This window comes from Kribbella shirazensis (genome assembly GCF_011761605.1).
GTDB classification, from domain to species: Bacteria; Actinomycetota; Actinomycetes; order Propionibacteriales; family Kribbellaceae; genus Kribbella; species Kribbella shirazensis.
In genome coordinates, this window is the sequence record NZ_JAASRO010000001.1 from 5,711,305 (window position 1) to 5,736,236 (window position 24,932).

24 protein-coding genes are annotated in these 24,932 nt (G+C 68.5%); 7 read left to right on the forward strand and 17 right to left on the reverse strand.

The features are described from left to right. Positions 1-180 precede the first annotated feature (180 nt). Positions 181-1,524, forward strand: coding sequence for an MFS transporter (locus BJY22_RS27580; protein WP_167212193.1), 1,344 nt, complete (start codon positions 181-183; stop codon positions 1,522-1,524). A 9-nt stretch (positions 1,525-1,533) separates the two neighbouring features. On the opposite strand, the gene BJY22_RS27585 is transcribed toward BJY22_RS27580, so the two are convergent. Genes BJY22_RS27585 through BJY22_RS27605 form a run of 5 tightly spaced genes read right to left on the reverse strand, consistent with a single transcriptional unit; the run spans position 1,534 to position 4,858 of the window. Further along, positions 1,534-1,941 (reverse strand): arsenate reductase ArsC, encoded by a 408-nt coding sequence (locus BJY22_RS27585; RefSeq protein WP_337759231.1) that lies wholly within the window; start codon positions 1,939-1,941, stop codon positions 1,534-1,536. Then, positions 1,938-2,672 carry an aquaporin gene (locus tag BJY22_RS27590; protein WP_167212196.1) on the reverse strand — a complete coding sequence of 245 codons (735 nt, stop codon included), beginning with the start codon at positions 2,670-2,672 and terminating at the stop codon, positions 1,938-1,940. The genes BJY22_RS27585 and BJY22_RS27590 overlap by 4 nt, the downstream gene beginning before the upstream one ends. Positions 2,673-2,700: 28 nt before the next feature. After that, positions 2,701-3,420, reverse strand: coding sequence for an arsenate reductase/protein-tyrosine-phosphatase family protein (locus BJY22_RS27595; RefSeq protein ID WP_167212199.1), 720 nt, complete (start codon positions 3,418-3,420; stop codon positions 2,701-2,703). Positions 3,421-3,452: 32 nt separating this feature from the next. Continuing rightward, complete coding sequence (locus BJY22_RS27600) at positions 3,453-4,496, reverse strand: ArsO family NAD(P)H-dependent flavin-containing monooxygenase (RefSeq protein WP_167212201.1); 1,044 nt, start codon at positions 4,494-4,496, stop codon at positions 3,453-3,455. Then, positions 4,496-4,858 carry an ArsR/SmtB family transcription factor gene (locus tag BJY22_RS27605; protein WP_167212203.1) on the reverse strand — a complete coding sequence of 121 codons (363 nt, stop codon included), beginning with the start codon at positions 4,856-4,858 and terminating at the stop codon, positions 4,496-4,498. Before BJY22_RS27605 ends, BJY22_RS27600 begins: the two co-directional genes overlap by 1 nt. Before the next feature lie 134 nt (positions 4,859-4,992). Between BJY22_RS27605 and BJY22_RS27610 the strand changes: the two genes are divergently transcribed. After that, positions 4,993-6,408, forward strand: a complete 1,416-nt coding sequence (locus BJY22_RS27610) for an FAD-dependent oxidoreductase (RefSeq protein ID WP_167212206.1) — start codon at positions 4,993-4,995, stop codon at positions 6,406-6,408. Positions 6,409-6,439: 31 nt separating this feature from the next. On the opposite strand, the gene BJY22_RS27615 is transcribed toward BJY22_RS27610, so the two are convergent. The 3 genes from BJY22_RS27615 to BJY22_RS27625 form a co-directional block, all read right to left on the reverse strand. Beyond that, positions 6,440-9,280 (reverse strand): AfsR/SARP family transcriptional regulator, encoded by a 2,841-nt coding sequence (locus BJY22_RS27615; protein ID WP_167212209.1) that lies wholly within the window; start codon positions 9,278-9,280, stop codon positions 6,440-6,442. Between the two features lie 54 nt (positions 9,281-9,334). Next, complete coding sequence (locus tag BJY22_RS27620) at positions 9,335-9,754, reverse strand: hypothetical protein (protein WP_167212212.1); 420 nt, start codon at positions 9,752-9,754, stop codon at positions 9,335-9,337. Positions 9,755-9,833: 79 nt separating this feature from the next. Beyond that, positions 9,834-10,349, reverse strand: coding sequence for a hypothetical protein (locus BJY22_RS27625; protein WP_167212214.1), 516 nt, complete (start codon positions 10,347-10,349; stop codon positions 9,834-9,836). A 112-nt stretch (positions 10,350-10,461) separates the two neighbouring features. Between BJY22_RS27625 and BJY22_RS27630 the strand changes: the two genes are divergently transcribed. Continuing rightward, entirely contained in the window at positions 10,462-11,769 is a 1,308-nt protein-coding gene (locus BJY22_RS27630; RefSeq protein ID WP_167212217.1) for a phospholipase D-like domain-containing protein, read from the forward strand. Here BJY22_RS27630 and BJY22_RS27635 read toward each other — a convergent pair. Continuing rightward, positions 11,766-13,205, reverse strand: a complete 1,440-nt coding sequence (locus BJY22_RS27635) for an alpha-amylase (RefSeq protein WP_167212220.1) — start codon at positions 13,203-13,205, stop codon at positions 11,766-11,768. The two genes, BJY22_RS27630 and BJY22_RS27635, sit on opposite strands and share 4 nt — an antisense overlap. Positions 13,206-13,371: 166 nt before the next feature. On the opposite strand from BJY22_RS27635, the gene BJY22_RS27640 reads away from it, so the two are divergent. Continuing rightward, on the forward strand, positions 13,372-13,599 hold the full coding sequence (locus BJY22_RS27640) for a hypothetical protein (RefSeq protein ID WP_167212223.1): 228 nt from the start codon (positions 13,372-13,374) through the stop codon (positions 13,597-13,599). A gap of 20 nt (positions 13,600-13,619) precedes the next feature. Here BJY22_RS27640 and BJY22_RS27645 read toward each other — a convergent pair whose 3' ends face one another. The 4 genes from BJY22_RS27645 to BJY22_RS27660 all read right to left on the reverse strand — a co-directional run bounded on the left by BJY22_RS27645 (position 13,620) and on the right by BJY22_RS27660 (position 16,405). After that, positions 13,620-14,198, reverse strand: coding sequence for a TetR/AcrR family transcriptional regulator (locus BJY22_RS27645; protein ID WP_167212226.1), 579 nt, complete (start codon positions 14,196-14,198; stop codon positions 13,620-13,622). Between the two features lie 37 nt (positions 14,199-14,235). Beyond that, a complete protein-coding gene (locus BJY22_RS27650) occupies positions 14,236-15,687 on the reverse strand; it encodes an MFS transporter (protein ID WP_167212229.1) in 1,452 nt (483 codons plus the stop codon). Between the two features lie 83 nt (positions 15,688-15,770). After that, positions 15,771-16,049 (reverse strand): Rho termination factor, encoded by a 279-nt coding sequence (locus BJY22_RS27655; protein ID WP_167212232.1) that lies wholly within the window; start codon positions 16,047-16,049, stop codon positions 15,771-15,773. 80 nt (positions 16,050-16,129) lie between these two features. Beyond that, entirely contained in the window at positions 16,130-16,405 is a 276-nt protein-coding gene (locus tag BJY22_RS27660; protein ID WP_167212235.1) for a hypothetical protein, read from the reverse strand. 56 nt (positions 16,406-16,461) lie between these two features. Between BJY22_RS27660 and BJY22_RS27665 the strand changes: the two genes are divergently transcribed. Further along, entirely contained in the window at positions 16,462-17,223 is a 762-nt protein-coding gene (locus BJY22_RS27665; protein WP_167212238.1) for a MerR family transcriptional regulator, read from the forward strand. 49 nt (positions 17,224-17,272) lie between these two features. Here the strand turns inward: BJY22_RS27665 and BJY22_RS27670 are convergent, their stop codons facing one another. Genes BJY22_RS27670 through BJY22_RS27680 form a run of 3 tightly spaced genes read right to left on the reverse strand, consistent with a single transcriptional unit; the run spans position 17,273 to position 19,660 of the window. Continuing rightward, complete coding sequence (locus BJY22_RS27670) at positions 17,273-18,067, reverse strand: MerR family transcriptional regulator (RefSeq protein ID WP_167212241.1); 795 nt, start codon at positions 18,065-18,067, stop codon at positions 17,273-17,275. 15 nt (positions 18,068-18,082) lie between these two features. Beyond that, positions 18,083-18,844 carry an ABC transporter permease gene (locus BJY22_RS27675; RefSeq protein WP_167212244.1) on the reverse strand — a complete coding sequence of 254 codons (762 nt, stop codon included), beginning with the start codon at positions 18,842-18,844 and terminating at the stop codon, positions 18,083-18,085. Between the two features lie 9 nt (positions 18,845-18,853). Beyond that, positions 18,854-19,660 (reverse strand): ABC transporter ATP-binding protein, encoded by an 807-nt coding sequence (locus BJY22_RS27680; protein ID WP_420371422.1) that lies wholly within the window; start codon positions 19,658-19,660, stop codon positions 18,854-18,856. A gap of 207 nt (positions 19,661-19,867) precedes the next feature. On the opposite strand from BJY22_RS27680, the gene BJY22_RS27685 reads away from it, so the two are divergent. Further along, positions 19,868-23,173 (forward strand): hypothetical protein, encoded by a 3,306-nt coding sequence (locus BJY22_RS27685; protein ID WP_167212250.1) that lies wholly within the window; start codon positions 19,868-19,870, stop codon positions 23,171-23,173. A 46-nt stretch (positions 23,174-23,219) separates the two neighbouring features. Here BJY22_RS27685 and BJY22_RS27690 read toward each other — a convergent pair whose 3' ends face one another. Then, a complete protein-coding gene (locus tag BJY22_RS27690) occupies positions 23,220-23,558 on the reverse strand; it encodes an ArsR/SmtB family transcription factor (RefSeq protein WP_202891291.1) in 339 nt (112 codons plus the stop codon). Positions 23,559-23,645: 87 nt separating this feature from the next. Between BJY22_RS27690 and BJY22_RS27695 the strand changes: the two genes are divergently transcribed. Further along, on the forward strand, positions 23,646-24,782 hold the full coding sequence (locus tag BJY22_RS27695; protein WP_167212256.1) for a cation diffusion facilitator family transporter: 1,137 nt from the start codon (positions 23,646-23,648) through the stop codon (positions 24,780-24,782). Positions 24,783-24,932: the final 150 nt, after the last annotated feature.

A 24,932-nucleotide genomic window follows, 5' to 3' on the forward strand; every position in this document is an offset into this window, starting at 1 on the left:
TGAAGCTGTTGCGGAACCCGTCCGCTTGGGGAATTGAGGAGCACTGATGTCTACAGCGATGACCGGAGCTTCCATTCGCCCCTTGGTGACCGCAGTCGCAGGCTTGTAACGCCGCGCGGGTAGCAGCAAAGTCAGCACACATCCCGGTCGCCGGGGCGAGGTGACACGTGTCACCGGCCCTTGGCGCTGTTTGGCGTCTCCGTTCGCCTTTCCGGGAGTTCTGCTGTGTCCGCTCGTCATTCCTCACTGCTCCGTGTACGTGTCCTGGTCGAACGCCTGATCGCTGCCCTGTTCGGCAGGAAATCTCAACGGTCGAGGTCAGCTCCGCCTGCTCCGAACTCCGCTGATCAGACTGTCATCCGGAATGTCCGCCTGCTGAGCTGGTTCAACTTCTTCGGCGACTTCCGCATGTACGGGCCGATTATGCTCATCTACTTCGCGCAAGTCACCGGCTCGTACACCGCTGCCGCCAGCCTCCTGGCGGTGAAGAGGCTGTCTTCGGCAGCGTTCGAAGTCCCTACCGGGGTGCTCTCCGACCGCCTCGGCCGACGCGGCACGATGATCGCCGGTGCCGTCGTCATGGTGGCCGCCCATCTCGGGTACGCCGGCGCTGCCGGCTACGGCCTCCTCCTGGCAGCTGTTGTGCTGGAGGGATTGGCGACCTCGCTGTGGAGCGGCAACAACGAGGCTCTGCTCTACGACACGTTGCTCGAAGCCGGCCGGGAGGAGGAGTTCCCCCGGCACTCGGGCCGGGTGAACTCGATGTTCCAGATCGCGCTCGCACTTGCGGCAGCCATAGGTGGCGTGGTCGCCGGCGCGTGGTCGCTGCGTGTGGTGGTCGTATTGTCGGTCGTGCCGCAGGTGCTGTGTGTGCTCGTCGCCTTGCGGGTCCGGGAACCGCGGGTGCACGGCCCGGTGGAATCGAACGTGCTGGTGCATCTCGGATCGGCCCTGCGCGGCATCCGCCGTAGTCCGGTGCTGCGCCGGATGACTCTGGTGTCGGCGCTTCGTTACAGCAGCGAAAGCGCGGCCCAGTTGTCGCCTGTTTTCGTGGCAGGGCTGTGGCCGCTCTGGGCGCTGGGCCTGTGGCGGACCTTCGGCCATGGCGTGGCCTTCGTCGGCTTCCGCGTCAGTGGTTGGGTGATCGGCCGGGTCGGCGCGGCCCGCACTCTGCTGTTCGGTGAGCTGTTCGACAACGTGGCGAACTTCGTGGCGCTGGTCAAGCCGACGGTAATTTCGCCCGTGCTGCTTGGGTCACCGGCCTACGGCATGTCGACAATCGCCCAGCAGACGTTGCTGCAGCGCGAGTTCACCGACCGGGAACGCGCGACGATGGGTTCGCTTGCGTCGCTGCTCGGCAGCGTGCTCTACGCGCTCGTCGCCCTGGGAGCCGGCCTGGTGGCGGACCGTTGGGGCATCGTTCCGGCGTTGCTCGCGATCCAGGCGGTAGTGCTGATCGCCCTTCCGCTCGCCTGGCGGGTGCACGCGCACGCTTCTTCGCTCGCCGCGGGCGCTGGACGGTGAGGGGATGAGCTAGCTGTGTGAGAGCTGTAGTTCGGCGACGAGTTTTTCGATGCGGGTGCGGATCTCGTCGCGGACCTGCCGTACTACCTCGATCGGTTGGCCGGCGGGGTCGGTGAGGTCCCAGTCCTCGTAGCGCTTGCCGGGGAAGGTCGGGCAGGTGTCGCCGCAGCCCATGGTGATCACGACATCGCTGGCCCGTACGTCGTCGGTGTCGAGGAGCCGCGGCGTCGTACCGGTGATGTCGATGCCGACCTCGCGCATCGCCTCGACCGCCACCGGGTTGAGCTGGTCCTTCGGCGCCGAACCGGCCGAGCGGACGTCGACGGAGTCGCCGGCCAGGTGCCGCAGCCACCCGGCGGCCATCTGCGACCGGCCGGCGTTGTGCACGCACACGAACAGAACCACAGGCTTGCTCACGAAGTAACTCCAGACTCTGTGTGGGGTACGACGACCTCGTCCGCCGCGTCGCCCGCCGTTGGATACAGCACCAGCACGAGGACGGCGCCGACCACCGCGCCGATCACCTGGAACACCACGAAGCCCGGGACCGACCCAGGTGCGATCCCCGCGAAGGTGTCACTGAACGCCCGCCCGATGGTCACCGCCGGGTTGGCGAACGACGTCGACGACGTGAACCAGTACGCCGCCCCGATGTACGCACCCACCGCCGCCGGCGCGGCAGCGGACCGTCCCGACCGGGCCAGCGAGAAGATCAACAGAATCAGCCCGGCCGTGGCGACCGTCTCGCCGATCCACAGGTGCCCCGCCGACCGATCGGAGGTCGACCAGGACACCGCCTGCTCCCCGAACATCAGGTTCGCCAGCACCGCACCAGCGATCGCACCGAGAACCTGCGCCGGAACGTACGCGGCCAGGTCCCGCACCGCGAGCCCGCCACCATGTCGTTGGCCGAACCAGCAATCGACCGCCGACACGACCGGATTGAAATGTGCACCCGACACCGGTCCCAGCATCAGGATCAGCACGGCCAGCCCCAACGCCGTCGCGAACGCGTTCTCGAGCAACTGCAGCCCGGTATCACCCGGCGACAACTCCGCCGCCGCAATCCCCGACCCGACAACCACGGTCACCAACAGCCCGGTCCCGAGGGCCTCGGCCAGCGCCCGCCGCCACAACGACCCCGTCATCCGCGCCCCACCGGTCCGCCGAGTTCGGTCATGGTGTGCTCTCCTGGGTGTCCGGCGCGGTCGGCGTCAGGGCGGGCGCCAGCCGGTCGATCCGGTCGGCGAGTTCGGTGTAGGCGGCTTCGAAGGCCGCGTCGGTGTCGGCCGGTGCCGGATCCGGGATCGACCAGTGCAGCCGCGGCCGGTGCTCGGGCGCTACGTGGTCGGGCGCCAGGTGTTCGTACGCGTTGTCGCACACCGCGATCAGCAGATCGTCCCGCCGTACGACGTCCCGCATCCGCGCGGTGCGCCACCCGGCCGGATCCAGGCCGTGGCGGCGGGCAACCTTCATCGCCCGCGGATGCACCCGCCCGGCAGGCTCCGTCCCCGCGGACACCGCCGGGACCTCGCTGCGGCGCGACCAGATCGCCGCGGCCAGCTGGGACCGCGCGGAGTTCTGCGTGCACACGAAGACCACACGCTTCGCCGCCGCCAGCGCCGGGGTCGCGATCGCGGCGATCGCCTCCGGCCGCAGCCGGACATAGGTACGACGCCTGTCCCCTTCGGACCGCGCACGGACCACGACGCCCGCGTCTTCCAGGACCTTGAGGTGATGCGCGACAAGGTTCGTCGGCATCTCCAGCGCCGCGCCCAGCTCGCTCGGAGCGGCGTCGCCGGCGACCAGCGTGTCCACGATCGCCAGCCGCGCCGGATCACCGAGCGCCGCATGCACCCGCGCCCGGTTCGCCAGCCCAGCTCGCTCAGCATTCATTGACTCAATGATCATTGAGTCAATGCGGTCTGTCAATCGGTCAGCGAGCGCACCAGGTCGCGGGCCGTTCGGCCGGCGCCGACCAGTGTGGCGGAGGCCGCTCCGGTCCAGTCGCCGTACCCGATCAGCCGCAGGCGTGGTTCCTTGAGGGCCTGCGTCGCGCCGTCGGTGGCGATCAGCCCGTCCTCACCGCGGAGTCCGAGCGCGGCCAGGTGACCGAGTGACGGCCTGAAGCCGGTGCACCAGATGATCGTGTCGACCTCGAGCAGGGATCCGTCCCGGAAGCGGACACCGCGCGCGTCGAGCTGCGTGAACATGTCGCGCGCCCGCAGTACGCCGCGATCGCGCGCTCGACGGACGGACTCGACCATGACGATGTCGCCCAGACCGGACACCCCGGCCGCACCTTCGCCCGAGCTGCGGGCTCGCTGTCTCGCGCTGGCGAGCTCGAACAGGACACGGCCATCCACAGCGTCCGGCAGGAAGCGTGGCGGGCGCAGCGTCGCCCAGGACGTGTCCGCGACGGTGGAAACCTCCGCCAGGATCTGCGCTGCCGAGTTGCCGCCACCGACGATCAGCACGCGCTGCCCGGTGAAGTCGGAGGCCTGCCGGTACTGCGAGGTGTGCAACTGCTGCCCACGGAACATCCCGGGATACGCCGGCACGAACGGACGCGTCCACGTCCCCGTCGCCGACACGACGTGGTCGGCGTGCCAGGTGGTCTGCCCCGCATGTACGACGAGACCTCCGTCGGCACGCGTCACGGAGTCGACCCGGAACGGACGGCGTACCTGCAACTCGTAGCGCTCCTCGTAGCGCGTCAGGTAATCGACGACATGCTCGGCCAACGGATAGCCCTGGTCGGCGGTCCACGGCGGCATCATCCAGCCCGGCAGCGACGAGTACTGCGTCGGCGAGAACGTGCGCAGCGTGGGCCACATCTGGCGCCAGGCGCCACCGGCGCGGTCGGCCGCATCGAGAACGACGAAGTCGCGCCCCGGGACGAGCCCGGCGCGGCGCAGGTAGAACCCGGTGGCGAGGCCGGCCTGCCCGCCACCGACGACGACGACCTTCATCAGGAAGCAGCGACCGGCTCAGGAGCGGCCAGCAGCGACGCGATCCAGCGCAGGCGCTCGGGGATCGGCCAGTAGTACACCCACGTGCCCCGGCGTTCACAGTCGACCAGACCCGCTTCACGGAGTACCCGGAGGTGATGGGAGATGGTCGGGCCGGACACCTCGAACTGCGGAGTGATGTCACAGACGCACAGCTCGCCGCCCGCCGAGGCGATGATCGACATGAGTCGCAGCCGGATCGGGTCGGCAAGGGCCTTGAAGACGGCCGCGCCGTCGGCGGCGGCGACCGGGTCCAGTGCCGCCTCCGAAATCGGAGTACAGCATCCGCTGCCGGTCCCGAGCACGATCTCCTGCTTTGACATAGATCTATCTTGACTCTTGTCGAATCAAGAGGCAAGGTGGGCACTGTTGATTAGATGAACGTCGAGTCAAGGCCGGCGCCGTCCATGCTCGCACCCGCCGCGCCCACGACCACCCCGTACACCTGGAGAAGACCATGAACACCACCGCGTCCGACCTGCCGGTCGTCGTTGTCGGCGCAGGCCCGATCGGCCTCGCCGCGGCCGCCCATCTGTCCGAGCGAGGCCTGGACTTCCTGGTCCTGGAGGCCGGCGCCTCGGTCGCGGCCGCGATCGACGAGTGGCGGCACGTGAAGCTGTTCAGCCCCTGGCGGTACGACCTCGACTCCGCGGCCCGGCGCCTGCTGGAGCAGGCCGGCGGCTGGGCCGAGCCGGACCTCGACACGCTGCCCACCGGCGGCGACCTGATCGACGGCTACCTCGCACCGCTGGCGAAGACCCCGGCCATGACCGACAAGATCCGGTACAACTCCCCCGTCGCCGCCGTTACCCGGGTGGGCTTCGACCGGATCCGCACCGCCGGACGCGAGAACGCGCCGTTCCTCGTCCGCCTCGCCGACGGCACCGAACTGCTCGCGTCGGCGGTCGTGGACGCGGCCGGGACCTGGCGCCGCCCGAACGTCCTCGGCGCATCGGGCATCCCCGCACGGGGCGAGGACCAGGCCGCCGACTTCGTCGTCCGGGCGCTTCCGGACGTCCTCGGCCGCGACCGGGAGCGCTTCGCGGGCCGCCGTACGGCGGTCGTCGGGGCGGGCCACTCGGCCGCCACCACACTGCTCGACCTCGGCGAACTCGCCGAGCAGGTGCCGGGTACCGAGATCGTCTGGGTGGTGCGCGGTGCGGACCAGGCCCGGACGTACGGCGGTGGCGACGCCGACGAACTGCCCGCGCGCGGCGCGTTGGGCAGCCGGCTGCGCGCGCTGGTGCAGTCGGGTCGGGTCGAGCTGGTCAGCTCGTTCCGGATCGAGGCGATCAGCACGGACGAACGCATCGAACTGGTGGCCAGGGACCGGCGGGTGGTCGCGGACACGGTGGTGAACTCGACCGGGTTCCGCCCCGACCACGACATCGTCGGCGAACTGCGCCTCGACCTCGACCCGATCCTCGGCTCGACCCGCGCACTCGCACCGCTCATCGACCCGAACCAGCACTCCTGTGGCACGGTCCCACCGCATGGCGCCGACGAACTCGCGCACCCCGAGCCCGGGTACTACGCCATCGGCGCGAAGTCGTACGGCCGCGCACCGACGTTCCTGCTGGCGACCGGGTACGAACAGGCCCGCTCCGTGGCCGCCGCGCTCGCCGGTGACTGGGACGCGGCGCGCGACGTCCAGCTCAACCTTCCCGAGACCGGGGTCTGCTCCTCCAACCTGGCGTACGGCGAATCCGACACCGAAGCCGACAACGCAGCCGGCGGCGGTTGCTGCGGCCCCGCACCACAGGCCGTCGAGATCACGGTGCCCGCAGGGCGTGGCCTGGCGACGGGTATCAGCGGTGGCCTGCTCACCGTCATCGACGACAAGCCCGCAAGCCAGTCGGGCTGCTGCAACTGACACTGCTTCAGACCCCCGGCGCCCAGCCTGGTCAGGTGTTCCGGCCGATCAGGTCAGGTGCGTCGGGGGTGTCGGAGCGGAAGATCTCGAGTTTCTCCGCGGCGGAGATCAGGCCGAGTTCGTGCAGGATGGCCGCGGAGCGGCGCCAGCAGTCGCGGGCGGTGCCGGCCGCGCCGAGATCGGCGCGAGTGCGGCCGAGGCCCCACCAGATCTCGGCGTCGAGGAGCGTCTGGGTGGCCTCGGACTGCCGGCTCGCGTCGTGCGCCCGCTCGAAGTGTGCGAGCGCCCGTTCCGGATCGCCGGCCAGCCGGGTGGCTTCGGCCAGGTTGCACAGGATGTTCGCGAGCCAGTTGGTCTCGTCGAGCGGTTCGGCGATCGCCAAGGCCTCGGTGTGCGCGGCGACCTCGTCGGCGGGCCGGCCGGCATGGCGGTACGTCAGGCCCAGGCTGGTGAGGCTGTCGGCCAAGGCGGTCGGTCGCTCGGTACGCCGGTTGAGCTCGATGGCCGCGCGCGAATGCGAGATCGACTCGTCGTAGCGGCCGAGCAGCCGGTACGTCGACGCCATCGCGGCCAGCTGCACCGCCTGGCCGGCCTCGTTGCCGATCTCCTCGTAGCCCGTGAGGGCAAGCGACAGATGCTCGAGCGCGAGACCGTAGTCGCCCCAGCGCAGCAGCGCGGCACCGATGTTCTCGTGGGCGACCGCGTGATGGTGCGGCTCGGTCGCCGCAGCCAGCAGCAGGTCCCCGATCCGGAGCCTGTCGCGATGCCGGCCGCGCAAAGTCAGCCCGAGACCGACTGCCGAACAGATCGCAGCCGCTACGTCCGGGTCGAGCATCGCGGCCTGGCGGACGATCGCGGACAGGTTGCCGACCTCGGTGTCGAGCCAGCGATAGACCTCGTCGCGGCCCCGAAGGTCGATGCCGGGCGCCTCGAGAGCCGCAGGCCCGACCTCGGTTCTCCAAGCAGCGTCGGCGTTGAGCAGCCGGCACGCAGTACGCGAGGTAGCGAGATAGCAGTGTAGCGCTCGCCGTACGGCGGTCGTACGGCTCGCCACATCGTCCGCTTCACCGGCACGGTCGCGACCGAACAGGCGCAGCAGGTCGTGCGCTCCGTACCGTCCCGGCCGCTGGCTCTCGAGCAGTTGCATGTCGACGAGGCTCTCGAGCATGTCCTCGGCGGTAGCTGTATCGGTCTCGGCCAGCGCCGCAACAACGGGGACGCCGACGTCGGCAGCATCCAGCAGGTTGATCCGCCGGAACAGTCGTTGCTCGGGATCACCGAGCTCCTGATAGCTGACCTGGAAGCTGGTCCGCACCCCGCGGTCCTCGGTCTGCAACTCGGTCAGCCGCCGGGAACCCGCGCCCTGCTCGGTGGCGGCGAGACGATCGGCCAGTGTTCGCAGGGTCCACGACGGCCGGGACGTCAGCCGGGACCCCGCGATCGAGACGGCCAGCGGCAGGGATCCACACAGTCGTACGACGTCGGCCGCCGCCTGACGCTGCGCCGGATCCGCCAGGTTGACGCGATCCGGACCGACGAGGCGACTCAGCAAGGTGATCGCGTCGTCCTCGGGAAGCATTTCGAGCGGCTCGTGCACGGCTCCCGGCAGGGTCGCCAGGATCCGTCTGCTGGTGACGATCGTCCGGCAGTTCTGCCCGGCAGGGATGAGCGGCTCGACCTGCCCGACGTCCAGCGCGTTGTCGAGAACCACCAGCAGCCGCAGGTCGTTCGTCATCGACCGGAACCTCGCGGCAGCCTCATCGGTTTCCACCGGGATCGTCCCGTCGGCGGCCCCGAGCGAACGCAGGAACCGTCCGAGGACGTCGGCCGGCTCCAGGGGCGCGACGTCCGGAGTCGACCCGCGCAGGTCGACGTACAACTGGCCGTCGGGAAAGGCATCGGCGACCAGGTGCCCCATGTGCACTGCGAGTTCGGACTTGCCGACGCCACCAGGTCCCGCCAGAGCCGCGATCGCGGTCGGCCGAGGGTCGTCCGAGGTCAGCTGGTCGCGGAGCCGGCGGACGGCGGCATCCCGTCCGGTGAACGTCGGCACGCCGAGCGGCAGCTCCGCAGGTATTACGGTCTCTGGTCCCGCACGTGGTTCGCTCGGCTCCGCACCCGCTTGCGGTGTGCCGGTCAGGACCGCACGTTCCAGTTCGCGCAGTTCTCGGCACGGTTCGATTCCGAGCTCCTCGACCAGCAGGCGGCGGCCGTCCCGGTAGCACTCGAGGGCCTCGGCCGGGCGTCCCGAACGCCACAACGCCGTCATCAGTTGCGCGCGCAGGTGTTCGCGCAATGGTTGCTCGGTCACCAGCGCGCTCAGTTCGGCGATCGCCTGGCGATGCCGTCCCAGCGCGAGCTCCACGTCGTACAACTGCTCCGCGATCGTCAACCGCAGCTCGGCAAGCCGCTGGGCGCTGGCACTCAGCGCGCGCGTCGACAGGTCACGCAACGCCGTACCGCGCCACAGCGCGAGGGCGCCGCGCAACCGGTCGGCCGCGTCCTCGAGATCGGACGCCGCTTGCGCTTCGGCCCGCAACCGCTCGGCCTCTGCCAGGTCGATCCGAACCTCCTGGTCGTTCAGCCGGTAGCCGTACTGTGTCGTCTCGATCAGTTCGCGCGCGCACCCCGCCTCGGCGAACGCACGGCGCAACGTGGACACCTGGATCGACAACTGCGTGCGGGCCGACGCCGGCGGACAGTCGTCCCACACCGCGTCGATGAGCTCGTCGGCCGACACCGCCCTGCCCGCCTCCATCAGCAGAGCGGCCAGCACCTGATGGGCCCGCTGCCCTCCGAGGCTTGCCGGTGTCCCTCCGACGATCACCTCGACCGGGCCGAGCACCCGGATCTCCACCCCGTCCCCGACCATCGCTTCAGGTTAAGCGATGGTCGGGTCCTTCCCCGAGTGAACAGGCTTACGCCCCTAGCAGGGCCTGACGCCGTCGATCATGTTGTTCAATCCGTTGTAGCGCGCCAGATCAGGCTCCCGATGTGGTGCGACGCTGGTGAACTGCCACCCGCCGCTCTTGTAGTTGTAGAACTTCGCCCGCGTGCCCTCCGTCTGGTGGTTCAGGTACGACGTCAGGCGGTCGTTCCACGCCGGCCTCAGCTTGCCGAGGTTGGTGAACTTGCAGTAGTACAGCGTGACCTTGTCGTGGTCGTAGTAGTCGCCCGCCCACAAGCAGAGCCGTCCGCTCGTGCAAGTGCGGTCTCCCTCTGCCGCGGTGCCCGGTACGGACAGGGTGACCTTGGCACTCCCGTCGTCGGTCATGATCTCGTTGAAGCCGACCTGATGCGCCGCGATCTCCATCTGCGCCAGCCGCGCGTCGATCGTGCGCTGCAACTCCTGCGCCTGCTTGGTGCTCAGGCCCGCGCCACGAGTCGAGCCACTGTTTTTGAACGCATTTCCATTTCCCCTCCAGTTAGTTGATGCGCCACCCGAAGAAGCGCTTGCACTTCGACGGGTCGACCTTGCGGTGCGAGCTGATGCTGTTGCTCCAGTTGCCCGCTTCGTCCTTGCCGTCGCCGTACATGTAGAGCTTGGTCACGTAGTGACCGGGACGGACGCAGAATCGGTCGCCCTTGTCGCTGTACGCCGTCCGCGTGTAGAACTCCACGGTCGCGTCGCTGTGATTGATCAGCGAGCCGGCCCGGTTGTCGAAGTCCTTGATCTGGCCCTTTCCGTCGCCGTAGTCACGGTCCGCGGTGGAATCGTCCTTGGCGTCGTGGCCGTTCTCGCAGTTCGAGATCGTGTACAGGTAGATGTGGTTGTCACTGCTCGGCAAACTGTTGGCGGTCGCCCGGCAGTCCTTCTCCCGCGCAGCTTCTGCCCCCGTCTTGACCGCGGGCCCGGTCTTCGGCGCCATCGCGGCCGCACTGACACCGCCCACCATCAGCACGGCAGTCGCCGCCGAGGTCAGCACAAGTCGCGTGCCCATCAGAACTCCTCTTCCTGGATGGCTGATTTCCAGGACACTAGGAGGACCCGCTATACGTCGGTTATCCCCACGCGATAACGGGCCTATAGCCGACGTACCTACCGTCGCCGGTATGAAACCTTCGGATCTGGTCAAAGGACTCGTGGTCGCCGCGACGACCTGCGCACTGGTGTACGGCGGGGGCGCGCAAGCGGCCGGCACCGCGGAGCAGAAGGAGAATGCCGCGCCCGACAAACCCACAATGTTCGTCGACAACGATCCGAACGGCTCCACGAGCGAGCGGTACCGGATCCGCGACTACCTCGTCAACCTGATCAACGGCGCTGAGAAAGACTCGGTCATCACGATCGCGTCGTACCGGTTCGACGACTACGAGATCGCGAAGGCCCTGATCGCCAAGATCAAAACCCACCGTGTGACGGTGAAGATCATCGTCGACGCGGAGCATCGCGCGACGAAGCCGTACCGGGACGTCAAATACGCCGCCGACGAGAGCAGACTCTCGTGGATCACGTACTGCACGCCGGGCACTTCCGGCGGCGCCAACAAGCGCACCTCGTGCATCGGCGATCACATCATGCACAACAAGTTCTACCTGTTCAGCAAGACCCGCGGGCAGTCGAACGTGGTCGTGCAGACGAGCTCGAACCTCAGCGAGCACTCCGGTCCGAAGATGTGGAACACCGCGTTCACCGCCATGGGCAACGACGGAGAGTGGCTGTACAACAAATACCAGGAGTACTTCTTCGACCTCAACACCGAGGAGAAGCGCAAGGACCAGTACCAGCACTTCATCGACGAGCACGGGCCGGTGTCCAACGCGAAGTACAAGCTGTATGTCTCGCCGCGCCCGGAGTCGAGCAGCAACGTCACCTTCGCGAACATCCTGAAGAGCGTGAAATGCGACGGAAACTCCACCGGCGGCACCAATGACAAGGAGCACCGGACCATCGTCCGGGTGGCCGCGGCCCAGATCGCGAAGGGCGGTGGCGCGGCCGTCGCCGCCCAGCTGTGGCGGCTCGACAACGAGGGCTGCTACGTCGACGTCGTCGGCACGGACGTCAGCCAGGCCAAGGACGGGCCGCTCCGCGGTGGTCTGCTCCGCGCGCCGACGGGCAAGTTCCACGGGCCGGAGGTCCGCGAGTTCAGCACCAACCAGTGCGGAACGCACGAGAAGAACATCCTGATCGACGGCAACTACGCCGGGAAGCCGGACCAGAAGGTCGTCTTCACCGGGAGCCACAACCTGAACCGCAAGTCGCCCTGGCACAACGACGACGTGATCCTGCGGATCATCGACGCGGACGTCCACGAGAAGTTCAAGGACCACTTCTTCAAGATCCGCGCCGCCGCGGCTGTCACGTGGCAGACGAGCAAGTACGAGACGACCGACCCGGACGACTTCAAGTTCAACTGCTAGCTCATCCTGGCTCCGGCGTGCAGCGCCAGACCGTCGGTTGCCGCGATGTCGGCGCGGAACCAGCCCGACGAGTCGACGGTGTACGTCGGACCGGAGCAGCTGCCCTGCGAGTAGTCGCCGTGGAAGACGTCGCAGTACACGCCGGCCGGAAGGTTCGTGTGGAAGCTCCGGCCGGCGAGGGGCGAGCTCTCGTCGTTGAGGACGAGGTAGCCCTTGTCCCCACGGCCGAACGCGATCGCGTCGTTGCCGTTGTCCCACCACTCGGTCACCGCGGCCCCTCGTACGGCGTTGTGGAAGCCGACCATGTTCGCGATCACCCGCCACGCGTGCTCGCACCGCCAGCGGTTGCTGTAGCACGTCGCGTCCACGGTCTGCCCGGCACTCGTCGACGGCGGCCCCTGGTCGTTCGAGCTGTACTCGTAGCTCGACATCACCTTCGGCGTACCGTACGTCCAGGCCAGCATGAACGCGTTCGCCATCGCATAGCGGCCGTTGTCGCGGAACGTCAGGACGCCGCTGCCGCGCTGCGTGTCGTGGTTGTCGGTGAACACCACCGCGCGATCCGACGCCAGCGGCGAGCCGAACGTCCGCAGGTACGCGAGCCGCTCGGTGTCGAAGATCTTGGCGAGGTCCTTCCCGTACCGGAACTCGAGCACATCACCGTTGCCGACGTACTCCTCCGGAGTGATCGGCTCGCCCGCGCCGTAGATGACCTCCTGATACAGGTACGCCGGACGCGACAACCGCGCCTTGACCGCGGCGATGTCCTCGGCCGGCATGTGCTTCGACGCATCCAGCCGGAACCCGTCGACGCCGATCGCCAGCAGATCGTTCAGGTACGCCGCGATCCGGCCGCGCACGTAGTCGGACCCGGTCGCCAGATCGGCCAGGTCGACGAGCTCGCAGTTCTGCACCTCGTACCGGTCGCCGTAGTTGACGATGTCGTCGTTCCCGTTACGCCCGCAGTGATGGAAGTCCTGCGTCTGGTACCTCCCCGGGTAGTCGTAGTGCGTGTACGACGACCCGGCGCTGCCGGTGCCGCCCGACGAGCCTCCGGTCATATGGTTGACGACGGCGTCGACGTACACCTTGACACCGGCCGCGTGACAACTGTTGACCATGGCAACGAACTCGCTGCGGGTGCCGCGACGGGTGCTGTCCAGCTTGTAGCTCACCGGCTGGTAGTCCTGCCACCACGGATACCCGGATCCCGGCAGCACGACATGCTCCTGCGGCGGCGAGACCTGCACCGCGCCGTACCCCTTCGGCCCGAGCACCCGGCCGCACTCGCGGCCTACCGAGCCCCAGTTCCATTCGAACAGCTGGACGATCACGTCCCGCTCCCCCACCGGCGCCGCCTGCGCCTCGGTCCTCGCCCCGGCCCCGGTCAGACCGGCCATCGCCAGACCCAGCAACAACACCAGCACGCGACGCATGAGCAGCTCCCTCGGGGCGGTGGGGCCTTCATCAAACCATCGGACCCCAGCGCCGCGCGACAGCCTGCGACCGACCGGTTGGCCGGCGGCTGGTTGGTCACGATTCCGGGCGGATGGGCAACCCCTTGTCGCGGCGCCGGGAAATCCGGCGCATACTTGAGTTCTGATGCAGACCTATCGCGCGACGACGCGTCGTCATCTGTCCACCAGCCCCTTCGCCGCCAAGGTTTCCGACGATCTCAAGAGTTTCGACGTCGGTGAGCGGGTGTCACACGACCGGGAAGGGCTGGGCCGGGTCCACTCCGTCGAGTCCGACGGCGCGGTGATCATCGACTTCGGAGCCGGCAGGCTGGTGCGGGTCGTCGCACCGTTCGCCAAGCTCCACACACTCTGACCAGCCTGAGCGCACGAGCGTCACTGAGCGTGAAGCAGTGAGCGCAAAGTAGCAACCAGAGTGGTCGGCGCGGCCTCGGAGGTGAGGCGGCCTGCGTCGACCTCGTCGGCGGCCGCGTGCAGCACGGCGTAGAACGTGGCGACCAGCCATTCGCGGGTCAGATCGGCACGGTAGACACCGTCTTTCTGGCCACGTGCGATCAGCTGGTCGACATGACGGAACGCGGCGTCGTGCTGATCGCGGAGTGCGGCGTGTCCGAGCTGGTCGATCGCGGCGAGCCGCACCTTGCGGTGGCGATCGAGCATCGGCCACGACGTCCGGACGAGCCGGTCCAGGGCCTCGTCCACGTCGAGCGCGTCGAGGTCGAGCGCGATCAACGCGTCGTCGGTCTCGGCGACGGCACGCCGTACGACGGCCTCCAGCAGCACCTCACGGGTCGCGAAGTGGCCGTACAGCGTCATCCGGGTGACGCCCGCGGCGGCCGCGACCTCGCTCATCGTCGGCGCGGAACCGCCGACGAGGAGATCGCGGGTGACGCTGAGGATGGTCTCGGCGTTGCGCTCGGCATCCGCGCGCCGGCGCGGCTGTTCAGTGGCCATCCCAGAAGCGTACGAACCGCCGTACCCGGACGACGAATCAGTGGCCGTGACCGTGGCCATGCCCATGACCATGACCATGACCGGCCACGGCCTGGGGCTTGCCCGCCGGCACCAGCACCAGGGCGACGAGTGCGGCGCCGGCCGCGGCGACCGCCATGGCCAGGTAGGCGTCGGTGAAGCCACCGATGTCCGGCGCGCCCGCACGCGACAGGCTCGCGGCGGCGATCGTCGAGACAACCGCGACACCAATACTGCCGCCGAGCTCGTGGAAGGTGTTCACGACTCCGGAGGCGACCCCGGACTCCGCCGCGGGAACGTTGGCCAGGGTCGTCGTGGTGGCTGTGACGAACACCGGCCCGAGACCCAGCGCGGCGATCACGAACCCCGGCAGGACGGACATGGTGACGCCGTCACCTGGCGAGACCTGCGTCAGCATCGCCGCACCGCCCGCGACCAGCGCGAAGCTCGCCACCGCGATGACCCGGCCGCCCACGCGGCTGATCAGGTGCGCCGCCAACTGGGCTCCGAGCGTGATCGCCAGCGCGACCGGCAGGAAGAGCAGGCCCGTCTTCAGTGCGCTGAAGCCGAGCACGTGCTGGAAGTACAAAGACGTGACGAAGAACAGGCCGAGCAGCACCCCGGTCGCCAGCAGCATCAAGAACGTTCCCGACACCACGGGCCGACGGGCGAGCGTCTGCGGCCGCATCAGTGGTACGGCGACCTTCGCCTCGGTCAGCACGAACGCGCCGTACCCGAGAACCGCTCCCCCGATGGCGGTCAGCGTCCCCACCGAGCCCCAGCCGGCGTCGCCCGCGTGGACCAACCCGTAGATCAGCGCCGCCGTGGCAGCGGTGACCAACAAGGCACCCGATACGTCGAGATTCTGCCGCTCGCGCGCCCCGTCCGAGCCCACCAGGCGCGGGATCAGGACGAGGATCACGACGCCGATCGGCACGTTCACGTAGAACACCCACTGCCAGCCGGGGCCCGCCGTCAGCACACCGCTCAGCAGTACGCCGATCGCGGCGCCGGCGCCACCGATAGCGGCCCAGACGCCCAGCGCGCGATTGCGCTCGCGGCCGTGGAACGTCGTGGTCAGGATCGACAACGCCGCCGGTGACATCAACGCCGCCCCGATCCCCTGCCCGGCGCGCCCGGTGATCAACACCTCCGCGTTCTGCGCGAGCCCGGAGGCCAGCGACGCCAGCGTGAAGACGGTCAGCCCGGCCAGCAGGGTTCGCCGCGCACCGAGCAGATCCGCCAGCCGCCCACCGAAGATCATCAGGCCGCCGAAGACCAGCGTGTACGTCGTGACGACCCAGGTCAGCGCCGCGCGCTCCAGGCCGAGATCGTCACCGATGCTCGGCAGCGCGACCTGAACCACCGTGATGTCCACGATCAACATGAACTGCGCGAACGCCAGCAACACCAACGTCAACCACCGCCGCGCCCCTACCCGACGCGGCGCTTCCACCTGCACATGGCTCATCACGGCTCTCCTAATCTATACACTCATGTATAGCTTAGTTGATACCGTACCCCCGTACCGAAAGCAAGCGGACCGAACGGCGGTCAGCCACGCCGGAGGGCTTTGAGGAGCTCGTCCTTCGTCATCTTCGAGCGTCCTTTGATACCCAGGCGCTTGGCGTCGGCGTACAACTCGTCCTTCGACGGCGTCCGCTTCCGGGCCCTCGAGGAACTGCCTGCCCTCGCGCCGCTGATCCGGCCGGCCGTGGCGTCGGTGCGTGGCTCCGGATCCGCCTCCGTGAGTTTGTGCGCGACGTCCTTGAGTCCGCCTTTGATGTTCTCGACCTGTCGTCCGAGCTTGTCGCCCAGTGATTTCGCAGGCATGGTGACTCCTTCCGCAGCAAGCGGCTGACTACCGGTACCCACCCGGCATGCTCACGAAGGGTGGTACGCCCGGTCGTCCGTCAGTCGGAGGTGCCCGCGAGGAGGCGGTCCAGGACGTCCGCCGCCTCGTCGTACCCGGCGTCCGCGATCCGCTGCAGCTCGCGCAGGTCGTGCGCAGCGGCTGCTCGTCGTGTCAGGAACTCGCCCGCGCGCACGCAGCCCTCGTCGAGGAGCTCGCTCAGCTCGTCGACGTCGTTACGCTCGTCGGCGAGGTCGGCGAGCCGGTCCAGGGCGCGCTCGTTGCCCTCGTCGGCCAGTGCGCGCAGGGTCTCCCGGTCGGTCTCGAAACTCGTCATGACGCCATGCTGCGACCTTGTCCCAGGGGCAAGGTCAAATGCGGGACCCTGGGCAGGTGATCACCATCGGCCAGCTCGCACAGTACGTCGGGATCTCGACCAAGACGATCCGGGTCTACCACGCGAAAGGACTGCTGCCCGAGCCCCCGCGCGACGCAGCGGGGTATCGACGGTACTCCGCCCAGGACCTGGTCGAGCTCATCAAGATCCGTACCCTCGCGGAGGCCGGCGTACCGCTCGCCCGGATCGCGACGCTGACCTCGGGGTCCACTGCCGAACTCCGGTCCGCGGCCGGCGAGCTCGAGGCGGACCTCACCACTCGCATCGACCGACTGGTCGCCACCCGGGCCCGGCTGCGAGAGCTCGGCGCGGGCCATAGTCCGTTCCTGCCGGGCGAGGTCGAGCGGCATCTCGAGCGTCTCCACGAGCTCGGGTTCTCCGACCGGTGGATCGGGCTGGAACGCGACCTGTGGATCCTGACGTTCGCGACCTCACCGGACACCGCTCACCGCTTCTTCACCGACCAAACCGCGGCACAGGCCGATCCCGTCCTCGGCCGGTTGTACCTCGAGTACGACCGGGCTCACGATCTCGACCCGAACGACCCGGCCCTGGCCGAGCTCGCCGAGCGCGTCGTCGACGCCGCGATCGAGCGCTACAGCCTCGACGACCTCGCCCGGGACTCGGCCGAGGCCGAACTCCCCCGGCTCGTCCAGTCCTCGATCAACGCGTCCTCGCCCGCTTGGGAACGCCTGGACGCCCTGATCCGCGCCGGTCTGCGCCGCGCGATCGCCACCCACGCACCCACTAGCACCTGAACGACGGGCGTCAGCCGACGTGGACCCGCGGCCGGTTGGAACAGTCGGGCTACTCCTCCGCGCCGGGATGGGCGTCGAGTCTGTCGGCGGGCACTCGCTCGATGCGGGTCCAGCCCTTCCAGCCCCGCTCCTCGAGGATCGCCAACAGCCGCTCGGCCCCCGGTGCGGATTCCATCACGGACGTGTCCATCAGGTTGACCAGCTGGTCGTCGACGTACCCGTTCCCCGTCTCACCGGCCTTCACGGCAGCGATCATCAAACGCTCCAGGAGGTCCGCGATCTCGTAGATCCTCGGATCGTCGTCCGGCCAGTCGAGTGCCTCGTTGACCATCCGGTAGAGCTCCACCATGTCGGGGTGCTCCAGCGCCTCGTGCTTCTTGGCGATGACATCGTCGACCAGATGCGGCACCTGCGCGGCGATCATGATCCAGGCGTCCCGCTCCAGCTCGATGTACCGCTCCTGGACACCGAGGCCGCGCAGCCGGTCCAGGTAGCCCACGACGCTCTGCGGCAGCGCCAGGTGCTCCCCCGCCGCGAGCCTGGCGAGCCGTTTGCGGGTGTCCTGCAACCGCCGGGCCTCCGCGCGCAGTCCCTTGTCTATCTCCTCGACGCCGGCAGCGAACTCCTCCGGGCTCGCGTCGAGGAGCTCCTGCACCCGGGCCAGCGGTACGCCGGCATCCGCCAGGGTGTGGATCCGGATCAGCCGCACCACCGCCGAGGCGTCGTACGACCGGTATCCGGAGCGATCGCGTTCGGGCTCGGGCAGCAGTCCGACCTGGTGGTAGTGCCGGACAGCCCGCACCGTCACCCCGGCGTACGACGCGAGCTGGCTGATGGTGAGCATGGGTCCCAGACTGCCTCAGGCGATCTTGCGGCGGTAGACGACCATCGCTGCGCCGTACGCCACCACCAGGATTCCGACGCACCAGGCCAGCGCGATCCAGACGTCGTCGCCGACCGGGGCGCCGGCGAACAGGGCGCGGATCGTGTTGACGATCGAGGTCACCGGCTGGTTCTCGGCGAACCAGCGCACCGGGCCGGGCATCGTCTCGGTGGGCACGAACGCCGAGCTCAGGAACGGCAGGAAGAGCAGCGGATACGAGAACACACTCGCGCCCTCGACGGAGTCCGCGGACAGGCCCGGGATGACCGCGATCCACGTCAGAGCCAGCGTGAACAGCAACAGGAGGCCGGCGACACCGAGCCACGCCGCGACGCCGGCCCCCGACCGGAACCCCATCAGCAGGGCGACGCCCACGACGACCACCAGCGAGATCACGTTGGCGGCCAGGGAGGTCAGAACATGCGCCCACAGCACGCCCGACCGCGCGATCGGCATGGACTGGAACCGTTCGAAGATCCCGCTCTTCATGTCCATGAAGAGCCGGAACGCCGTGTACGCGATACCTGACGCGACCGTGATGAGCAGGATGCCGGGCAGCTGGTAGTCGATGTACCGGACCGGCCCGGTGTCGATCGCGCCGCCGAACACGTACACGAACATCAGCATCATCGCGATCGGCATGATCGCCGTGGTGATGATCGTGTCGAGGCTGCGCGTGACGTGCCGCAGGGTCCGTCCGGTGAGCACGGCGGTGTCGCCGACGTAGTGCGTTGCCATGGTTGCTCCCTACTTCCTTTCCGACGTGGTCCGGGGGTTGTCACTGCCGGGGTCGCCGACGATCGCGAAGAAGACGTCTTCGAGGGACGGCTGTTTCTCGACGTACTCGACCTTGGCCGGCGGCAGCAGCTGCTTGAGCTCGGCGAGGGTGCCGTTGGCAATGATCCGGCCCCGGTGGAGGATCGCGATCCGGTCGGCGAGCTGCTCGGCCTCCTCCAGGTACTGCGTCGTCAGCAATACCGTCGTACCGCGTCCGGCGAGGCCCCGCACGGTCTCCCAGACCTCGACGCGAGCCTCGGGATCGAGCCCGGTCGTCGGCTCGTCCAGGAAGATCACCGGCGGATCCCCGATCAAGCTCATCGCGATGTCCAGCCGGCGGCGCATACCACCGGAGTACGTCGACACTCTGCGCGGCGCCGCCTCTGTCAGCGAGAACCGCCGCAGCAGGTCGTCGGCGACCGCGTCCGGGTCCTTCACGTGGCGCAGCCTCGCGACCAGCACGAGATTCTCCCGCCCGCTGAGGATCTCGTCGACGGCGGCGAACTGCCCGGTGAGGCTGAACGATGCCCGCACGTCCGACGGCTTCGTGGCGACGTCGAACCCGTTGACGCCCGCCGACCCCGCGTCGGCTTTCAGGAGCGTGGCGAGGATCCTCACGATCGTGGTCTTGCCCGCACCGTTCGACCCGAGCAACGCGAAGATGCTGCCCCGCCCGACGTCGAAGTCCACACCCCGAAGCACCTCCAGCTTCCCGTACGACTTCTCCAGACCCCGCACACGGATCGCGGGCTCGGTGTTCGGCGAAACGGTCATCATCTGCCTCCTGTGGGGGAACGACCGCACACAGGATGGAGGGTTGACGCGGCGTCAAGGTCAAGCGGCACTGCTCGAATGCAGACGCGGCCGCCTCCGAAACGAGTTGGTGACGACTTGGCGGAGGCGTATCAGCCACCCCGATCAGGCCTCCTATAGGCGAACGGATCAGTCGGCGCGAGTCAGTGCCGACGAATGGGGGTAGCGCAGATGACGAATTTCCTGGATCCGCCGACGGGCGGACTGGACGCGAAAACGGACGTCGCCTTTCACTACGGGCGTCGAGTGCTGTGGCTCGTCGTCGGCGTCTGCGTCTTTGTGCTGCTCGCACTGATTCTCGGCAACGGCGGCGGGGACGGCTTCCTGCCGCAGGCGGTCGGCATCGCTTTCCTGGTGTTCGCCGTCCTGCTGAGCCTGGTTCTCCTGGTCGCCGTCGCACGCATGCGGGATCGTCAGATCCCCCCGTGGGCCGAGCGGCTCCTCGCGCGCATCGCGCGGCTCCCCCACTGGCTCGCCGTACTGCGGTGGTCGGCGCTCGTCTTCGCGTCGGTCGCCGCCGCACACTTCGGTGCCGCGGCGAGTCTCGAGGGCCAGTCGAAGTCGATCGTCGACATCGAACTCGCCGGCAGCAGCAAGGCGTGGACGGACTGCGCGTGCGACGACGCCTTCACGAGGGCGGTACAGCAGGACTTCTGGTTCATCGCCTGCTACGTTCTCCTGCTCGTTCTTCTGGCGTTGTGGGCCGGCGCGTACTTCCGGCTGCCCGCGCTACGACGGGCACGCGTCACCGTGGCCATCGCCGTCGTCGTGGCCGGCGTACTCGATGTCGCCGAGAACATCCTGATGCTCGCCGGGGGAGCCTCGGACGGTCCCTGGCGGTTCGCCGCGATCTGTGCGTGGGCGAAGTTCGCCATCCTGCTCGTGACCGTCGTCTACGTCACGGCCGGCGCGTTCGCATGGTGGTCGACGCCGCGCTGGGTCCGGCTCGCCTCCTGGGCGCTGCCCGTGTACGCCCGGAAAGCGGCCGCGACGGTCCCGAAGGCGCCGCCTTCACAGGAGGTCTCCCAGGAGGCGACCGGCACCCAGACGAAACGCGGCGCTCCTCCCCCGCCGGAGGGATCTCGGTACGGTATCGCCCTGTCCGGTGGCGGTATCCGTGCGTCGTCGATCAGCCTCGGCGCACTCCAGGCGCTCGACGACGGCGTACTCGGCTGGTCCGGAGCTCGTGCTGTCACCGCCGTGTCCGGCGGCTCGAACCTGGCCGCGGGCTGGAGCATCTCGCGGTCCGGTTACCAGACCGCCGACGGCGGGAACCCTGCTCGAGTGGAGCCCGGCGACCTCAACCCTGCACCGTGGGAATGGCAGGACAACGGATCGCTCACCCCCGAAGAGCGGCACCTGGTCGACAACCTTGGTTACCTCGCGTCGAACGAGCCCCGAGGATCCGACACAGACCCGGCCGCCACCAACGCGATCAGGAGGGGCGAGGACGAGCAGGCTTCCGCGAAGTCGTCGTACCGTCCAGCGGTGTTCGCGACGATCATCGCCGGACTGACCGTCAACGTGGTGGTGATGCTGAGCATGCTCTGGGCGATCTCCCGGCCTGTGGGCTGGGCACTGCGCAGCCTCACGGACCAGGACGGCACCCTGCGGAAGGGCGCGATGCACGACCTCGTCGAGGAACACTCGCTCGCACTGCCCGGGATCATCTTCCTGCTCGTCGGATTCGCCGTTCTGATGCTCTGGGTCCTGGCCGGCCGGCTTCTCATCGGCCCCGCCCAGAACCATCAGTGGGCGCGGCTGACGCTGCAGACTCTCAAGAGAGCGGCGTACGCCGCGCTCGCACTGGGAGCGTTGCTCGCGATCACTGTGTGGGCCTTCGTCGAACTGGTCGGCGCGGTCGCCTATCTGTCGTTGCCCGCGCTGCTCGCTACCGCCGCAGCCGGCGCCGGTGTCGTGGGTTCGGTCGTCCGTATCCTCAGGAAGCCGGCAGCGCGCTTCGCGCCGATGCTCGGCGGGTTCGCCTTCATCGTGGTCGCGCTGGGCCTGGCAGCGCTGGCAACGTGGACCGCGGCCAAGCACGGGGTGAGCTGGTCAGGGCAAGACCTGGTCAGCTGGCAGTCCGGCTGGAACTGGGTGCTCGCGCTGGTGATCGTGGCCGCGGCGCTCCTGGGGCCCAGTCCCGAAAGCTGGGCCCTGGCCCCCTTCTACCGTGGCAAGTTGCGTCTGGCCTACGCCACCTATCGGACCGGGGACGCGCAGGATCAGCAACGGGTGAAGCCGTACGAGAACGACGACGTCGCCGGCACGGACAAGGCCAAGCGTGAACCTGGCCTGTCCGCCTTCAACCACGACGGGACAGCGACGCGTACGCCGCTGGTGGTGTGCACGACCAGCACCGTGAGCTCGCGTGCGGTCCGTACCCACTACGGCACCCCGGCTCTGAGCGTGACGTTCGACCCGGAGCGGACGACCTTGCATCTGCCCCAGGACGGACGCGGCAACACCCTCGAGTTCGCCGCATCCACCCGCGTGCTCGACCGGCTCGGCAACAAACTGCACAAACGGATCACGACGATGATGGCGGTCGCCATCTCCAGTGCCGCGGTCTCCCCGGCGATGGGGCGGTACCAGATCGGGCCGACCAGCATGCTGCTGACCTTCTTCAACATCCGGCTCGGCGTATGGATCGCCAACCCACGTTTCATCACCCAACTCGAAGCCGCCGGCCTGCAGGACCAGGCCAACCTCCGCTACGCACGCACCGGGCTGGGCTATCTGTTCAAGGAGTTCTTCGGAGTCCACGACCTCGACGACCCCTACCTCTACCTGACCGACGGTGGACACTGGGAAAACACCGGGCTGGTCGAACTGCTCCGCATCTCCGAGGTCACCGAGATCGTCTGCGTCGACGCCGACTCCGGGCCGGGCGACGCGACCAGCTCCCTCGGCAAGGCCATCGCGATCGCGCCCAGCGAATGCGACATCCGCATCGACATCAGTCTCGATCCCCTGCGGGCGGCGCCCAGCGGCTCACGCGTCCCGGCGTACTCGCCGCGAACCGTCAACGTCGGCTTCTTCACCAAAGGCGCGGGAACCTTCACCGACGACACCCCGGTCGGAGTCCTCTGGTACGCCAAGCCCGGCCTGGCCAAGCACATGCCCGCGGCCCTCCTCGCCTTCCACGAGCGGTACCCGACCTATCCCCGGGAGTCGACCCTCAACCAGTTCTTCGACACGGCGAGCTTCGTCGCCTACCGCAACCTGGGCCGCTACAACGCGCGTGAAATCCTCCTGGCCCGCCAGGAACTCCAGCAGGCCCTGACCGAACTGCTGGCCATCGCCGACCCCGCCACACTCGACGAGCAGCTCACCGCGATGGCCTCTGACGAGAACAGCCACTGGGCCGTCATCGAACTCTCCCGCGCCGCCCACAGCGCGGTCCCACCGGACGGCGCCGACACAGCAGCCCTGATCAGCGCCTACTGCCGCGCCGTCAGCAACTCACTGGTCTGACCCGTCGCGTTCACCGTCAGTCTGTTGGGCCAGCCAACGTTCTTCCTCAGTTGTGCGGCGGTTCGCCGGTGACGGTGTGGTCGGCGTGGAACAGTGCCTCGGCGAGGACACGGCGCAGGTGCACGCCGCGGATCGAGTACAGCGACCTGCGGCCGTCACGCCGTACGTCGACCGCGCCGGACAACCGCAGACGCGCGAGATGCTGCGACGTCGCCGGCTGGGACATGCCCACAGTCTCCGCCAAGGTGCTCACGTCGAGCTCGGCACCGTCCGCGAGCGCCCAGAGCAACCGCAGGCGGGTCTGGTCCGCGAGCAGCCGAAAGGTGTCGACGGCCACGGTGACCTGGTCGTCGGTCGGTGCGCCGAGTTCCTCGTCGGACTTCATGCATGCATCCATGCGCATATACGCATGCGACATGCTAACCTGAACTGCCGGTGCGACGCACCGTGACGCCTACTTCGCGAGGTCTTCATGACGCACTCCCATGCCGGCCAGGGCTCCGACCCTAACGCCTCCCCCACCGACAACCCGCCCGACAAGCCCACCGAACACAGCCATGGACATGGACGCGGGCACGGGCATGGCCACGGGCACGGGCACGGGCACGGGCATCCGGGTGGGATCAAGGGGTTTCTGTTGTCGGTCTTCCGGCCGCACAGCCATGATGCGGCGGACTCGGTGGACTCGGCGCTCGAGGCCAGTTCGGAAGGGATCCGGGCGCTCAAGATCAGCCTGGCCGGGCTCGGCCTGACCGCGATCGCCCAGCTGGTCGTCGTACTCCTGACGGACTCGACCGCCCTGCTCGCCGACACCATCCACAACTTCTCCGACGCGCTCACCGCGGTACCGCTCTGGATCGCCTTCGTCCTCGGCCGCCGCGCGGCGACCCGCCGTTACACCTACGGCTTCGGCCGCGCCGAGGACCTCGCGGGTGTCTTCATCGTCGCGATGATCGCCCTGTCTGCGATCGTCGCCGGGTACGAGTCGATCCACCGCCTGATCGACCCGCAGCCGGTCTCCAGGCCGTACGTCGTACTCGCCGCCGGCCTGATCGGCTTCGCCGGCAACGAACTGGTCGCCGTGTACCGCATCCGCGTCGGCCGCAAGATCGGCTCCGCCGCACTGGTCGCCGACGGCCTGCATGCCCGCACCGACGGCTTCACCTCCCTCGCCGTCGTCGTCGCCGCGCTCGGCGTCCTCGCCGGGTTCCCGCTCGCCGATCCGATCATCGGCCTCGCGATCACGGCCGCGATCCTCGTCGTCCTCAAGGGCGCCGCCACCGACATCTACCGCCGCCTGATGGACGCAGTCGAACCCGAGCTCGTCGACGCCGCCGAACGCTCCCTGCGCGACGTCGCCGGAGTACGGGAGATCACCGCCCTCCAACTCCGCTGGACCGGTCACCGCCTGCGCGCCGAAACGAGCGTCACCGTCGACCCCGAACTCGACATGGTCACCGGCCACGCGATCGCCGTCGACGCCGAACACGCCCTCCTCCACGGCGTCCCCCGCCTCGTCTCCGCCACCGTGCACCTCAGCCCCGCCGGAGAGGCCGGCGACCGACAACACCAAACCCTCGCCCACCACCACGAACCAGCCACCCACTAACCCGACACCTCCCGGCAGGACCTGACACGCGACATGACGGCAGCAATGAAAACGGTTATCGTTTCCTGTTGTGTCAGTCAGTCCATCCTCCGCCCCACCTGCTCGCGTCCTCCGCGAAGCTCAGCCCAGGCCATCAACCAGTCGCCATCG

Coding starts and splice junctions, on each gene's coding strand:
- BJY22_RS27590 (WP_167212196.1), bottom strand. CDS start 2,672: ATGACGGGGTCGTTGTGGCGGCGGGCGCTGGCCGAGGCCCTCGGGACC.
- BJY22_RS27595 (WP_167212199.1), bottom strand. CDS start 3,420: ATGAATGCTGAGCGAGCTGGGCTGGCGAACCGGGCGCGGGTGCATGCG.
- BJY22_RS27600 (WP_167212201.1), bottom strand. CDS start 4,496: ATGAAGGTCGTCGTCGTCGGTGGCGGGCAGGCCGGCCTCGCCACCGGG.
- BJY22_RS27605 (WP_167212203.1), bottom strand. CDS start 4,858: ATGTCAAAGCAGGAGATCGTGCTCGGGACCGGCAGCGGATGCTGTACT.
- BJY22_RS27610 (WP_167212206.1), top strand. CDS start 4,993: ATGAACACCACCGCGTCCGACCTGCCGGTCGTCGTTGTCGGCGCAGGC.
- BJY22_RS27615 (WP_167212209.1), bottom strand. CDS start 9,280: ATGGTCGGGGACGGGGTGGAGATCCGGGTGCTCGGCCCGGTCGAGGTG.
- BJY22_RS27625 (WP_167212214.1), bottom strand. CDS start 10,349: ATGGGCACGCGACTTGTGCTGACCTCGGCGGCGACTGCCGTGCTGATG.
- BJY22_RS27630 (WP_167212217.1), top strand. CDS start 10,462: ATGAAACCTTCGGATCTGGTCAAAGGACTCGTGGTCGCCGCGACGACC.
- BJY22_RS27635 (WP_167212220.1), bottom strand. CDS start 13,205: ATGCGTCGCGTGCTGGTGTTGTTGCTGGGTCTGGCGATGGCCGGTCTG.
- BJY22_RS27640 (WP_167212223.1), top strand. CDS start 13,372: ATGCAGACCTATCGCGCGACGACGCGTCGTCATCTGTCCACCAGCCCC.
- BJY22_RS27645 (WP_167212226.1), bottom strand. CDS start 14,198: ATGGCCACTGAACAGCCGCGCCGGCGCGCGGATGCCGAGCGCAACGCC.
- BJY22_RS27650 (WP_167212229.1), bottom strand. CDS start 15,687: ATGAGCCATGTGCAGGTGGAAGCGCCGCGTCGGGTAGGGGCGCGGCGG.
- BJY22_RS27655 (WP_167212232.1), bottom strand. CDS start 16,049: ATGCCTGCGAAATCACTGGGCGACAAGCTCGGACGACAGGTCGAGAAC.
- BJY22_RS27660 (WP_167212235.1), bottom strand. CDS start 16,405: ATGACGAGTTTCGAGACCGACCGGGAGACCCTGCGCGCACTGGCCGAC.
- BJY22_RS27670 (WP_167212241.1), bottom strand. CDS start 18,067: ATGCTCACCATCAGCCAGCTCGCGTCGTACGCCGGGGTGACGGTGCGG.
- BJY22_RS27675 (WP_167212244.1), bottom strand. CDS start 18,844: ATGGCAACGCACTACGTCGGCGACACCGCCGTGCTCACCGGACGGACC.
- BJY22_RS27680 (WP_420371422.1), bottom strand. CDS start 19,660: ATGATGACCGTTTCGCCGAACACCGAGCCCGCGATCCGTGTGCGGGGT.
- BJY22_RS27685 (WP_167212250.1), top strand. CDS start 19,868: ATGACGAATTTCCTGGATCCGCCGACGGGCGGACTGGACGCGAAAACG.
- BJY22_RS27690 (WP_202891291.1), bottom strand. CDS start 23,558: ATGAAGTCCGACGAGGAACTCGGCGCACCGACCGACGACCAGGTCACC.
- BJY22_RS27695 (WP_167212256.1), top strand. CDS start 23,646: ATGACGCACTCCCATGCCGGCCAGGGCTCCGACCCTAACGCCTCCCCC.